The sequence below is a fragment of the Enterococcus termitis genome, assembly GCF_001730305.1.
In the GTDB taxonomy this organism is placed as follows: Bacteria; Bacillota; Bacilli; order Lactobacillales; family Enterococcaceae; genus Enterococcus_L; species Enterococcus_L termitis.
This window is the reverse complement of sequence record NZ_MIJY01000008.1, coordinates 24186-38105: the sequence shown is the minus strand read 5'-3', so window position 1 is coordinate 38105 and position 13920 is coordinate 24186. Positions and strand designations below refer to the sequence as shown.

Genomic DNA, 13920 nt, shown 5'->3' with positions numbered 1-13920 from the left:
ATCACTCCTATATTTATCATTAATAGTAACGTTTACATTCTACCATGTACGAAATCGCTTTAAAAGCATATTCGAAAAAATGTTCACAAAAAGAGAAAATTTGTTCAACATACACAAAAAAAATGGAAAATGAATCATTCTGCACGATTCATTTTCCATTTTGATAGGATACAGTTTGTTTTAGATTGCAGTTGTTGCTCCACGATAAACGATACCGCGACGAGGATCAACTGTGATCAATTCGTCATTTTTGATAAGGTTTGTCGCATCAGCAGCACCAACAATAACTGGAATATCTTTTGCAATTGCAACAACTGCTGCATGAGACGTTAAGCCGCCTTCTTCAACAACCAAAGCAATTGCTTTATCGATAGCAGGCATGTAGTCTTTATCTGTTGTTTTAACAACCAATACAGAACCTTCTACTGCATTTGCTACTGCTTCTTCAGCTGTATTCGCAACAACTGCTTTGGCAATAACTGAATCTTCGCCAATCCCTTGACCTTGAACTAATTTTGAACCAATCATTTGGATCTTCATTAAGTTCGTTGTACCTTTTTCTCCAACTGGAACACCCGCAGTGATGATGATTAGATCGCCTTCACTTGCAAAGCCTTCTTCTTGAGAAACATGCGTTGCTAAGCTAAACATTTCATCAGTATTTGATGGTTTTTCTGCTACAGTGGCATAAACACCCCAAGATAATGATAAGCTGCGAGCTTTTTGCTCAGAGAATGTAATCGCAACGATGTGTGCTTTTGGACGGTATTTAGAAATCATACGAGCTGTATGTCCAGATTCTGTCGCAGCAACGATTGTTTGGATCCCTAAGTTACGCGCAGTGTGACCAACAGATTGACCGATTGCTTCTGTCATATCTGTTTTGCTGTAAAGTTTCAAAGCGAATGAATCTTGGTTGACCAACGCTTCTTCAGTACGTACAGCAATACGAGCCATCGTTTGAACGGCTTCTAAAGGATAATCCCCAGCAGCTGTTTCACCAGAAAGCATAACCGCATCCGTACCATCATAGATAGCGTTAGCTACGTCATTTGCTTCCGCACGTGTTGGGCGAGGATTACGTTGCATAGAATCCAGCATTTGTGTCGCTGTGATAACAGGCTTACCTAATGCGTTACATTTTTTGATCAATTCTTTTTGTACAACAGGAACATCTTCTGTTGGGATCTCAACACCCATGTCTCCACGAGCAACCATCAAACCATCTGAAACTTTCAAGATTTCATCGATGTTATCGATTCCTTCTTGGTTTTCGATTTTAGGAATGATTTGAATGTGTGTTGCATTTTCTTCTTCTAAAATTTTTGTAATTTCTAAAACATCTGTTGCACGACGCACGAAGCTGGCAGCGATAAAGTCAACGCCTTGTTCGATACCGAAACGGATATCAGCGGCATCTTTGTCTGTGATCCCTGGAAGATTCACTGAAACGCCAGGTACGTTAACACCTTTTTTATTTTTTAATACGCCTTCGTTTTTCACTAATGTAACGATTTCGTTTGCAGCGCGATCGATGTCAGTTACTTCTAAATCAATCAACCCATCATCTAAAAGAATATGAGAGCCAACATTTACATCGTCAATTAATTCTGGATAAGTAATTGAAAATTTTTCGTTTGTTCCTAAAACTTCTGTCATAGAAAGACGAATTGTATCACCAGTTTTTAAAGTGATCGCACCGTTTTCCATTTCGTTCGTACGGATTTCTGGACCTTTTGTGTCAAGCAAGATTGCTACACGTTTACCTGTAATTTTTGCAGCCTCACGAATATTTTTGATACGGTTGCCGTGTTCTTCGAAATCACCATGTGAGAAGTTCAAACGACAAACATTCATCCCTGCATTCATTAAGTTTACTAGCATGTCAACAGTTTCACTAGCTGGTCCGATCGTACATACGATTTTCGTTTTTTTCATTACCAAACGCTCCTATTCCAATTTTGTTTATACTATGAAGATTATCTATTTTCCTCAAGGTTCCTTTTCAATGATTACGACAACTGCTTAAAAAGAAATCTCTTGATTTAAATCATAAAGTGATAAGTCAGGTTTATGTTTGTGGTTTTCAAGAGTGTCAACGATATCAGCTGAAACAACTTGGTTATCCAACATTCCAATACATAGACCGCCTTTTCCTGCCTTCAATAATTCTACAGCATATGAACCAAATTTACTTGCCAATACACGGTCGCGTGCACTAGGTGAACCTCCACGTACAACGTGCCCTAAAATTGACACACGTGTATGGAAATCGCCATGTTCAGAAAGTTTATCGGCGAACTCATTACCGCCCATCACACCTTCAGCTAAGATGATTAAGCAGTGTTTCTTACCACGGTCACGGCCTTCTCTAATACGTTTAGCAACATTAACCATGTCAAAGTCGTGCTCTGGAATGATGATTTCGTCTGCTCCACCAGCAACTCCTGACCATAAAGCAATGTCTCCAGCTCCGCGGCCCATTACTTCAATAACGAATGTACGTACGTGAGATGTTGCTGTATCACGAATACGGTCAATCGATTCTAAGACAGTATTGATCGCTGTATCAAATCCGATCGTGAAATCCGTTCCCGGAATATCATTGTCAATCGTACCTGGAATTCCTACAGCAGGGAAACCGCGTTTTGTCAACGCCATCGCTCCATGATAAGAACCGTCACCACCAATAACAACTAAACCTTCGATACCGAATTTTTTCAATTGTTCGATTCCTTTTAGCTGACCTTCTTCTGTTGCAAATTCTGGATAACGTGCAGAATATAAGAATGTTCCTCCACGCTGAATTTTATCGCCAACATCAGCAATATCTAAGCGGCGGATATCTCCAGCCACCAAACCTGCAAAACCGTAGTTGATCCCATAAACTTCGATTCCATCATAAATCCCTTTACGTACCACTGCACGAATTGCAGCGTTCATTCCTGGGGCGTCTCCCCCGCTGGTTAAAATACCGATACGTTTCATTCGTTCTTTCACCTCATATAATATACTTTTAAGCTGCAACAGGTTTTGTCACAGTTATTCATTACTCAAAAATATTACGTCACTCATTTTACCATTAATAGTGCAAAATGTCTTGATTTAAGAAGAAAAAATTGAAAAAAGATGAAAACAATTAGTAATTTTTACCGTAAATCATTTGAAAACGACATTTTCATCTCCTAAAATGTCTACTAACTGCTCTTTTACCGTTGTTGTTTCAGTTAACCAGTTTTCTTCACCCAAAACAAGTTTCTTTCCAGTTTTTTCAAAATAGATGATTACAGGAACATTGCCTTTGTTTTTTTGGATCAGCTGATTGACACTCGCTAGAATATCTTTCTGATCTTTTTCTTCGGTTATTCTTAAATAACAAGTCGTTGCACTAATGCTTTGCTCTATATCACTAGCTTTTTCGATACGGTTGACTAAAAGCTGCAGTTCCTGATTATAATTACTTTTTTCTACTTTTCCTTCTACAAAATAGACTTGATTTTGTTCAACGGTTTGCCTCAATGATCGAAAGACAGTTGGAAACAAGGTCAAAGACAATGAACCAGATAAATCATCCCCTTCAACAAATGCCATCTGCTCCCCTTTTTTCGTTCGGATCACCCGCACATCCTTGACATAAATCAATAAACGCGCCGCTTGATTTTCTACAACATCGCTGATCTGCAGAGTTTGTTTGGCAATTCTCGTCTTTTTAAACTCTTCCGTAGGATGTCCTGACAGATAAACACCTAAATATTGTTCTTCTTGCTCAAGTTTTTCTTCAAGCGTATAATCCGCTATTTCGACCTCTTTTAGTTTTAATGTATCTTCTAAAAGATTCATACTGCCTCCGCTATATATGATATTTTGGATTTCGCTATCTAAACTTACTGCTAATTGTCGACGATTCGGCTCTAATTCGTCGAAAGCGCCAATCGCGATCAACGGCTGAATATTTTCAGCTTTTAACCACTTACGATCGATACGTAATAAAAATTGATCAAACGTTTGAAAAGGGCCTCGTTCTTTCCGTTCTTGTAAAATGTTCTGAATGAAATCCCGTCGAATCCCCTTAAGCGAACTAAAGCCAAACATGATCTGATTATCCTTGGTCAAGTAAAAGCTATACTGACTAGTGTTGATCGATGGCTGTAAAATCACTAGCTTATTCTTTCGTGCTTCACTGATATACTCTTTGATTTTATTTGGATTATGCCGAACAGAATGAAGAATCGCTGCATAAAATGCACCAGGAAAATGCACTTTTAAATACGCCATTTGAAAGCCAATAAAAGAATAAGCAAATGCATGTGAACGGTTGAACCCATAGTTTGCAAAACGCTCAATATAATCGTAAATCAGATTTGCCGATTGTTCATCGTGCCCTTGATTTTTTGCCCCGTCAACGAAATGTTTTCTTTCCTCGTCCAAGACATCCTTTTTCTTTTTACTGACAGCACGGCGTAAAATATCCGCTTGCCCTAAACTAAAGCCAGCCATTTGAGAAGCAACCTGAATGATTTGTTCCTGATAGACAATAATGCCATACGTATTTTTTAAAATCGGTTCCAAGCTAGCATCAGGATAAGTGAGCGGCTCCAAGCCTTTTTTTCTACGAATAAATAAATCGATATTCTGCATCGGACCTGGTCGATATAATGCATTGACCGCAGCAATGTCTTCAATACTGGTTGGGCCTAATTTTCTCAAAACATTCCGTATACCAGCAGATTCAAATTGAAACACACCACTTGTTTCACCACGTCTAAAAAGAGCTAATGTTTTCTCGTCGTCCAAAGGAATCTGATTAAGAATGATGTCTTTTTGATTGACACGCTTCACTGTTCTGATCGTATCATCGATGATCGATAAATTTCTTAAACCAAGAAAATCCATTTTTAGCAGTCCGATTTTCTCCACATCGTTCATCGTAAACTGTGTAAGTAAAATATCGTTTGTTCCTGGTTGTAAAGGAACCAGCTCTAACAAATTCAAATCACTGATTACGACCCCAGCAGCATGCGTCGAAACATGTCGTGGTAATCCTTCCAAGCGCAATGCTGTATCAAAAAGCAGGCGGTTGGTATCCGATGAGTTGACCAATTCAACCAATTTCTTTGACTCATCATACGCAGTTTTCAAAGTCATTTTTAAAGCATTTGGCACTGCATTTGACCAGCGATTCGATTCGTTTTGAGAAAGACCAAAAACCCTTGCCACGTCGCGTAAAACCATTTTTGCCGCCATCGTACCAAAAGTAGCAATTTGGGCCATATGCTCATGTCCGTATTTTTCACGTACATAAAGCAAGACTTCCTCTCGTCTGTTATCTGGAATATCCAAGTCGATATCCGGCATGGAATGTCTTTCGGGATTCAAGAAACGCTCAAAGAGTAAATCATATTTGATCGGATCAACATCCGTGATCGATAGAACATAGGAAACTAACGAGCCGGCAGCCGAACCACGTCCTGCTCCAGTTACGATTTTTCGTTCATGGGCAAACGCCATCACATCCCAAACGATCAAAAAATAGTCATCAAAGCCCATCGTATGTATGATGTCCAGCTCTTTTGCTAAACGTTCCTCATAAATAGAAGAACAGTCTGGTACTCTTTGTGGTAATTTTTGCACACACAGTTCTTTTAAAAATTCACCTGCTAATTTGTCGTTAGGAACCGGATAATGTGGTAATAACCGTTGATGCAGAGGAATTTCCACTGAACATAACGAAGCAATCTTCTCTGCATTTTGAACCGCTTCTTCCCCGATTTTTACTTGTAACTGTTTTGCTGCATCTGCCTGATTTCTTAAATAATACGGGCCTTCAATTTTGGTTTCTTCCGCATTTAACGTCATATGTTGTCCTTCATCAATATGTGTTAGAACGTTTAGTGCAAAACCATCTTCGCGATGTAAATAGCGTGTTTCCTGTAAGGCCAGCAAGGGCTGGTTTTCTTTTATATAAAAATCAAAAAGTTCCGGAGCAGTTTCTGGATTACTGGTCAATGATGCACCTACATAAAAAGAGTCAGGATCAAATAACTGCACTAATTGAGCAAGACTGGCAGCCCCTTCTTGTTCTCCTCTTTTGAAAGCAGCAGTAACTTCTCCTTTCTCTGAAGGCATAACGGCAAATAAATGAGATAAATACTCTTTGATCGTTTCTAGATAGAAGACTTTTTCTCCAGTCATTTTAGCTGTCGAGATCTGCATCAAGTTTTGGTACCCTTGTAGATCCTTCGCGTATAATATAAGCTGTGCAGATTGTTCAGATTTTTGCGGAGTGTATTCCAGTGTCAGTCCGATCACTGGTTTGATTGCTTCTTTTTTACACGCTTCAAAAAACTCTATTGCACCATGTAGTACATTGATATCTGTGATTCCAAGAGTCGTGTACCCCATTTTTTTAGCTTGTTGAACAAATTCTGAAATTCGTATTGTACTAGAAAGTAACGAATACGATGTAATTGTATATAATTGTGGAAAGAGCATTGGGCATCTCCTTTCTTATCACATCTTTTCAACTTAAAATTGTGCCTTTCAAATTCTTTACATTTAGAAAAATTGTGCTAAACTAAAAGCTAGAAAAGAGGTGTGAGCCATGCGTTACATTCTTGTATTGTTGTGGTCTTTTATTCTGGGGCAAGTCGTTGGTTATATCGGCGGAGCCTTAACAAACGGAACTTATGATTTTATGCTAACAACAATTATATCATTGATTTGTGGTTTTGTTATTCTATTGATCGGACAATTTGCCGTACCAAAAAAAGAAACGACAAAACAAGTGCAATAATCACGTTCTCTACCATTGAGAAAAACATAAAAAAGACTAGTTACTACAAAAACGTGGTCTTAATTAGGAAACTTAAGCAAATAGTAAGAGGAAAAGCTAACTCAACCAGCTTTTCCTTTTTATTTTGGCTTATTCAATGTTTTGACTGCTTGTGCATTCCATTTTTTCGCCTCTAAATTAAACTGCTGAATAATCATTACTTGTATAAACTAATTATACACTGCTTAGCTGCTGTTGTCGTCTATTTTCTTAGCCTTCTTTGTGTGATGCTTAAACTTTTAGGCACTCATTTCTCTTCTATCAATTTTTTATTTAAGCAAATTCTATACTGTCCTAAAACCAGAAAAAAATAGACAAAATCTAAACCGTTCGTTATAGATTTTACCTATTATATAGCTTTAAATGTCTTGTGTCTCGACTTATTATAACCGTTTCGTCAAAATTTTCCGGAAATTAAACAGAGAGAGGCAGATATTCCCGAAAACAAAACAAGCTGTCACAATAAATACGGAACTATAGCCCATACCATGCGCTACCGTAGAGCCAATCATCGGGCCGAGAACTTGACCAAAATTACTAAACATCTGATTGTAACTGTAAATACGACTTACACCTTCTGTTGGTGTGATTTTACTGATCAATGTGTTGATTGACGGCATTAAGGCACCTGTTGAAAAGCCTAAAATAAAACGTAAGAGTCCTAATTGAAAAGGAGTATTAACAAACGCCATCGGTATATAGCAAAGTAATGACAAAACCAATCCTGCTAATAAAACTTTATGATTGCCGATTTTATCCCCTAATTTCCCTAAAATTGGTGAAGAAATCACAGCCGAAACACCTGCAACTGATACGATCAACCCACTAACAAATAATATATTCCCTGTGTCACTGCTCAAAGAGCGAATATATAATGTTAGAATCGGACTAATACTTGTTACCCCAATTTGTAAAATCAAGGTAGTAACGAATAAACCGATCAAGATAGAAACATGATCCATTTTTGAAAATATTTCTTTTGTGCTCAGCAAATCTTTTTTCTCTATCGGTTTAAAGTCTTCTTTAACCATAAATACTGTCAACAAAGTCGTGATCAGCAAAACGATTCCAGTAATGATAAATACATTTTCCATCCCGAACCATTGCGCCAATGCCCCACCAAATGAAGGGCCGATCAATGTTCCTGCAACCGCTCCTGTTGATAGCGTCCCTAATGCCCAGCCACTTTTTTCTCTAGGAGCCTGCGATGCGATCATCGCCGTCGCATTTGGTATATAACCAGATAAAATCCCATTAAAAAAACGCATAATCAAAAGCCAATATACATTTGGTACAAACGCTAAAGCACCCATTGTAAAGGTCATCCCTGCAGCCGCTCGAATCATCATAAGCTTCCGACCTTTTCTATCTGCTAAATTGCCCCAAATTGGTGCTACGATAGCCGCAGCAAATGCTGTCACCGAAATTGCCAAACCCGAAAACAACTCGACTTGACTTTTCGGCGTCCCTAACTGTTCCACGTATACCGGAATAAACGGCATGACCAAACTGATACTGGAACCAGTAAAGAAACAACCTAACCAAGCGACCATCAAGTTCTTTTTCCAATCAATTTTCATATTCATGCACACCTCACAAGTTCTTCACTATTTACTATACTCCAAAATTCAAAATCTCTCAAAAAATTATCAATAAATGGAAAAATAAGAGACTGAATGATAACTCTATGAGTTACAATCCAGTCTCTTAAAATATAAATAATCAATGGCGGCAGAAGTAGCCAGTTCGCCCCCACCATCTCTACATATCAAAACACTAAGGAATTGAAGAACTTAGGCTTTGGGCTAAACATTTCTGTTCTATCTTTTTGCACGCTAATGATTGAGGCTTGTTGCAAAAATTATAAAATTGCTAAAATGATAAAGTTCAATATGAACAACCCATTTACGATCCATAGAATCGGTGAGACTTCTTTAAATTTGCCTTTTGCTACTTTCACAATTGCATAGAAGATAAAACCAGCTGCGATCCCATAAGAAATGCTATAGCATAAGCCCATGAAAATTGATGCAAAAAATGCTGGAACAGCTTCTTCTAAATTCGTCCATTCAATATCTTTGAAGGAAGCTAACATCATTACACCTACCAAGATCAACGCTGGTGCTGTTGCTTGAGCAGGGACGATCGCAATCAGTGGTGAAAGCAAACTACTTAAAGCAAACATAACAGCTACCACAACAGAAGTTAACCCAGTTCGTCCGCCGGCACCAATCCCAGCAGCACTTTCTACATAGGTCGTTGTATTGGATGTGCCAAATACAGCACCGATCGATGTAGCGATCGCATCAGCAAAAAGGGCCTTATCCATTTTAGTAGAAAAACCTTTACTATCTTCCAAAGCCAATTCGTCTTCTTTTGAAAAGATTCCTGTACGACGACCTGTCCCAATAAACGTTCCAATTGTATCAAAAGTATCTGATAAGCTAAATGCAATAACAGTCATCAATACTTGAGGAATTTTTGAAGCATCACTGAATAAGGACTGCATTCCTTCAGCACCAAATGCTGCCCCAAAGGTTGTCTTCAAATCACCAAAAGAACTACCTAAAGAATTTTGTTGCCAGTTGATTGCCGAAAGATCGACGACCCCAAGAGGAATAGCGATGATCGTAGTCGCAACGATTCCAATCAAAATAGAGCCGCGGACATTTAAAACCACCAACACTGTTGTCAAAACAAGACCGATCACAGCCAAAATAATTTCAGGATTATTGAAATTCCCTAATGCAGGAACGATGCTATCACCATTGACTGCTCCATTTTTTGGTTCAGCTTGTACGGTAAAATCAAGAAGTTTCGCATTTTTTATCCCTACATAAGCGACGAAGATCCCAATCCCTCCGCCAATTGCATGCTGCATACTTTCAGGAATCGCTTTAATGATCAGCTTACGTATTTTAGTGACCGTAATCAATATATTGATCAGCCCGCAAATAAATACCATAGCTAAAGCCTGTTGCCACGTATAGCCTAGTCCAAAGACCACAGTGAACGTGAAAAAAGCGTTTAATCCCATTCCAGGGGCTTGTGCATAAGGAACATTAGCAAATAATCCCATAATCAATGTTCCGATGATCGAAGCAATGATTGTCGCTAAAAAGACTGCCTGAAACGGCATTCCTGTTTGTGATAAAATGGATGGATTCACAAATAAAATATAACTCATTGCGAAAAATGTTGTAACCCCAGCCATCATTTCAGTTGAAACGTTTGTTTTGTTTTCCTTTAATTTGAAAAACTTTTCCATTTACGTATGTCTCTCCCTTTTCTCGATCCAAGTGTTCGCTATTCATTTGTTTTCAGCAAATACTTTTCTCTTTACTCGATATATTGTCAGAGAAATAATGAAATCAGCCTTTTAGCAGCTGAGTAAAAATAAGTGCTTGTTCCTGTTTCCTGACGAATACTTATAAAGTATAAGTTAATCTTTTTTCTTTTTCAACAAATTATTAACTTTAAAAGAGATTTTTCTTTTTAATGTTCGTGTTTTACTTATATAAATAAAAACACACAGAAAAGTTAATAGGCAACTTTTCTGTGTGTTAAGCATGGACTAACGTTTTAAAACACTCTTTTAAGTAAAAAGATGAAACTTGAGCTAACGGATAAACCACCAATAATCAGAATAAGGGTTCCAGACCGTTCACCTGTTTTAGGTAACTCTTTTTTGGCAGAAGTCTCAGCCAGCTTTTGAGTATTATTAGTGACCAAACTTGTCTCTGTTTCCTTTTTCGGTAAAATAGAGATAGTAAACTCAGCGCGTTGTTGATTTTCATCAATCACTAAAGCGGTTAGTTTTTCTTTGCCTTGAAGCTTCAAAGATGTAACATTGATTTTGATGATCCCTTGTGCATCTGCTTGCCCGACCAGATCACCTTCTGGAATGTCACTTGTTTTCGCCAGTGTTTTTGGACGCTCTCCATCAAACAAAACAATCGTTGCGTTTGGTAATGTAACTCCTCTTAAGAGCTCATCATCTTCATATAAAGGATCGAAAATCGTTGCTTTTTTTAACCGATCATTATCCGCTGGATCCGGATCTGGCTGTTTTTCTGGATCAGCTAATTTTTTACGTCCTTCAATCGTAGCTTCAATCAGCTCTCCAGCGGCTTCCTTACTTTCGATGTAACCAATAAATGTTTCTGTATCCGGCTGAATCGCATTGATTAGCCGACTTTCAGTAAAACCAGCGAAGCCATCTCCTCCTCCAAAAAGAAAGTCATTGATGACCACAAGATACGGCTGTTCTGCTTGAAGTGGTGTGCCGTCTTTTTTATACATATTTTTCACTGCATACGGCTGATTTGGATCACCTGTTTCAGTAAATGTATACGTTAAACCAGAAATTTGTAAAAAGTACCGTTCTTCTTCATCATATTGCTCATTCAATACTCGTTCAATTTGAGCCCCAGTCATTTCAACGACCTGCATGATATTTCCAAATGGTTGTACAGCTTGCGCCGCTCCCCAGGTAATTTCGCCGTTTTCTCCTACAAGCAAATCAGCACGAATTCCGCCATTATTGGTCATAGCAAAATCTGCCTCGATCCCCTGTGCCTTAGCCATAGCTACTTGTCCATCTGTAATCAGGTTGCCTAAAGGCGATTCTTTCCATTCATTCACTTCACGAGTGATCATCGCGCTATCTTTTGCTGTGCCGATTTTTCTATTTGTTACAGCAGCGACTCGGGTTTCAGCATCTTTAACCAGCTTGTCGACAGTTTCATCGATTTTTGGTACTTCTTTTCCTGCTGGATCAACGGCAGAAACCTTCGCTTCAGGTGTTTTTACAAAATCATTCGTTTTAGGATCCAACACGCCTTGAAGATCAATGTAGCCTTTTCCCTGTGAAGTTGATTGAACGACTCTCGTGTTGTTTACTACGCCATTCGTATACTGATGATTATGAGCAGCAAAAAAAGCATCTACACTGTTATCAGGATAAATTTTATTGACTTCATTGATGATTTCCAGCGCTTCGCCCTCCACTTTTCCTGCCTTACTCGTTGCAGGTACATGGGCTAAAACCACGATTGCATTTACGTCTTGCTTTCTTAATTCACTAGAATAATAAGCAATAGTCTGAGCTTCATCTAAAAAATCATAGGCTTCATAATGTTCACGCAAAACTAAATTGGGTATTTCAGTCGTTACGACCCCAATAAAACCGACCTTGACTTTATTCGTGCCTGTTCCCACTTCTTTTATCGTATACGGCTGCCAGTTAAATGGAATCTCTTCTGTTCCTTTTTTGACTACATTTCCGATCACAATTTCTGTTTTAGACGCTTCTCTTGGATAATCCATTAAAATACCATAGGGATCTTCGACAGGATTTTTCCCAGTCATGATACGGTTGAACTCAGCTAAACCTTCATCAAATTCATGATTTCCCAAAGTTCCCACTGAAAAATCCATCTGGTTCAATATTTTGATCGTTGGTTCATCTTGAAGCAAACCAGAACTCGCAGGACTTGCTCCTACCATATCACCGGCCTGTACCCTTAAAGTCTGAGCTCCTTTATTTGCAGCCGCAAACTGTTCTTCCGCTTGGTTCAAATAACCAGCTAAAAGTGGAGCAGTACCAGCATTTCCTACCTTATTTCCTAAATCGTCGTAAAACGAACCTGTGGTATTTAATGCTCCATGAAAATCATTGATTCCTAGAATCTGCAGAGGAATCAACTCTTCTGATTCTCCTGCTTGCCTTTCTATTGTTGCCTTTTGTTGCTCATTGGTTCCTCTAATTGTTTCTGCTTGTACCGCTTCACTGCCCCAAACAGCTCCGCCGCTGATACCTCCAAAAGTTAAGAAAACTGTTAATAAGGAGATTTGCCACTTTTTCATTGTTAAATCCTCTCTTCCAACATGTCTTTAAAAAAACTTAATTTAAGAGTAACAAGTTCCGAACACCCTGTCAATCTCCTCTTTCAAATCCTATGACTGTCTATAGAACTTTAAAGACCATTCTATCGGATAGAAATAGCAGATATTCAAGGTGATTTTCTCAATAAATTATCCGGTTATTTCTATATTAATCATAAAGAAATACGATTATTCAGCTCAAAAGTTGTCACTTCCAATGAATACTAATTTTTTTCAAAAATTTTCTTGAAAACTTGTTATTCTGCCATTTTATGCTAGACTGTCCTTAAGTAAACTTCATGGAGGAATCATTTTGAAAAAATTAATCGCAATCGATTTAGATGGCACAACCTTGAATAACCAGTCACTTATCAGTCCCACTACTGAAAAAGCATTAAAAAATGCAATAGATCATGGGCATTACGTTAGTATCGTCACAGGCCGTCCCTACCGCATGAGTAGTCAGTTTTACCGTCAATTAGGTTTAACGACGCCAATGGTCAACTTTAACGGCGCACTTGTTCATTTACCTGAAAAGCAATGGGCGGATGAAAAGGAAACAGGCATTCAAAGAGATTTAGTTTTTGATATTCTGGCACAAAAACAAGCATTGAACCTTGACTTTGTTGCAGCTGAAAATAAAGAAACCTTTTTCATTGATACTTTAGATTATTTTGATTCTGCCTTTTTCGCTTCTGAAGCGACACCGAACAATTTATTAACAACTAAAAATTTAGTAACCGATCCAACTTCTATGATGGTTCGTACATCTCATGAGCAAGCAAAAAATGTTTCCGACTCTTTGATGAAACAATACGGCGACTATGTTGATGTCAGAACTTGGGGTGGTCCAACGCCAATTTTAGAAATTGTTTCTAAAGGAATTCAAAAGGCTAAGGGTGTCGAACAAGTTGCGAGCTATCTCGACATTAAACGTTCAGATATCATTGCCTTCGGTGATGAGCATAACGATGAAGAAATGCTTGATTACGTTGGTTGGGGTGTCGCAATGAAAAATGCAACGGACCAAATCAAATCTGTTTCAAACGACATTACAGATAAGACAAATGATGAAGATGGTCTCGCTGATTATTTAACACGTTATTTAGGATTAAATGATCGTTAATACATCATGCTGATCAATTATTTTTAGTTATACAGATCAGAAAACTGGTAATTGCGCTGTAGGCAATTACCAGTTT

8 protein-coding genes are annotated in these 13920 nt (G+C 38.3%); 2 read left to right on the top strand and 6 right to left on the bottom strand.

The features are described from left to right. Positions 1-180: 180 nt before the first annotated feature. The 3 genes from pyk to dnaE form a co-directional block, all read right to left on the bottom strand. Positions 181-1938 (bottom strand): pyruvate kinase, encoded by a 1758-nt coding sequence (gene pyk / locus BCR25_RS06420; protein ID WP_069662796.1) that lies wholly within the window; start codon positions 1936-1938, stop codon positions 181-183. An 87-nt stretch (positions 1939-2025) separates the two neighbouring features. Continuing rightward, on the bottom strand, positions 2026-2988 hold the full coding sequence (pfkA, locus tag BCR25_RS06415) for a 6-phosphofructokinase (protein ID WP_069662795.1): 963 nt from the start codon (positions 2986-2988) through the stop codon (positions 2026-2028). Between the two features lie 171 nt (positions 2989-3159). Then, entirely contained in the window at positions 3160-6492 is a 3333-nt protein-coding gene (gene dnaE / locus BCR25_RS06410; RefSeq protein ID WP_069662794.1) for a DNA polymerase III subunit alpha, read from the bottom strand. Positions 6493-6601: 109 nt separating this feature from the next. On the opposite strand from dnaE, the gene BCR25_RS06405 reads away from it, so the two are divergent. Continuing rightward, positions 6602-6793, top strand: coding sequence for a YjzD family protein (locus BCR25_RS06405; protein WP_069662793.1), 192 nt, complete (start codon positions 6602-6604; stop codon positions 6791-6793). A 422-nt stretch (positions 6794-7215) separates the two neighbouring features. Here the strand turns inward: BCR25_RS06405 and BCR25_RS06400 are convergent, their stop codons facing one another. The 3 genes from BCR25_RS06400 to BCR25_RS06390 form a co-directional block, all read right to left on the bottom strand. Next, positions 7216-8412, bottom strand: coding sequence for a multidrug efflux MFS transporter (locus BCR25_RS06400; RefSeq protein ID WP_069662792.1), 1197 nt, complete (start codon positions 8410-8412; stop codon positions 7216-7218). Positions 8413-8693: 281 nt separating this feature from the next. Then, positions 8694-10100, bottom strand: a complete 1407-nt coding sequence (locus tag BCR25_RS06395; protein ID WP_069662791.1) for an NCS2 family permease — start codon at positions 10098-10100, stop codon at positions 8694-8696. A gap of 314 nt (positions 10101-10414) precedes the next feature. Continuing rightward, on the bottom strand, positions 10415-12700 hold the full coding sequence (locus BCR25_RS06390; protein WP_069662790.1) for a bifunctional metallophosphatase/5'-nucleotidase: 2286 nt from the start codon (positions 12698-12700) through the stop codon (positions 10415-10417). Between the two features lie 331 nt (positions 12701-13031). Between BCR25_RS06390 and BCR25_RS06385 the strand changes: the two genes are divergently transcribed. After that, entirely contained in the window at positions 13032-13844 is an 813-nt protein-coding gene (locus BCR25_RS06385) for a Cof-type HAD-IIB family hydrolase (RefSeq protein ID WP_069662789.1), read from the top strand. Positions 13845-13920 lie beyond the last annotated feature (76 nt).

What these genes read in the sequence shown, in the direction of transcription:
- pyk (WP_069662796.1), bottom strand. Translation starts at nt 1,938, where the DNA reads ATGAAAAAAACGAAAATCGTATGTACGATCGGACCAGCTAGTGAAACT.
- pfkA (WP_069662795.1), bottom strand. Translation starts at nt 2,988, where the DNA reads ATGAAACGTATCGGTATTTTAACCAGCGGGGGAGACGCCCCAGGAATG.
- dnaE (WP_069662794.1), bottom strand. Translation starts at nt 6,492, where the DNA reads ATGCTCTTTCCACAATTATATACAATTACATCGTATTCGTTACTTTCT.
- BCR25_RS06405 (WP_069662793.1), top strand. Translation starts at nt 6,602, where the DNA reads ATGCGTTACATTCTTGTATTGTTGTGGTCTTTTATTCTGGGGCAAGTC.
- BCR25_RS06400 (WP_069662792.1), bottom strand. Translation starts at nt 8,412, where the DNA reads ATGAAAATTGATTGGAAAAAGAACTTGATGGTCGCTTGGTTAGGTTGT.
- BCR25_RS06395 (WP_069662791.1), bottom strand. Translation starts at nt 10,100, where the DNA reads ATGGAAAAGTTTTTCAAATTAAAGGAAAACAAAACAAACGTTTCAACT.
- BCR25_RS06390 (WP_069662790.1), bottom strand. Translation starts at nt 12,700, where the DNA reads ATGAAAAAGTGGCAAATCTCCTTATTAACAGTTTTCTTAACTTTTGGA.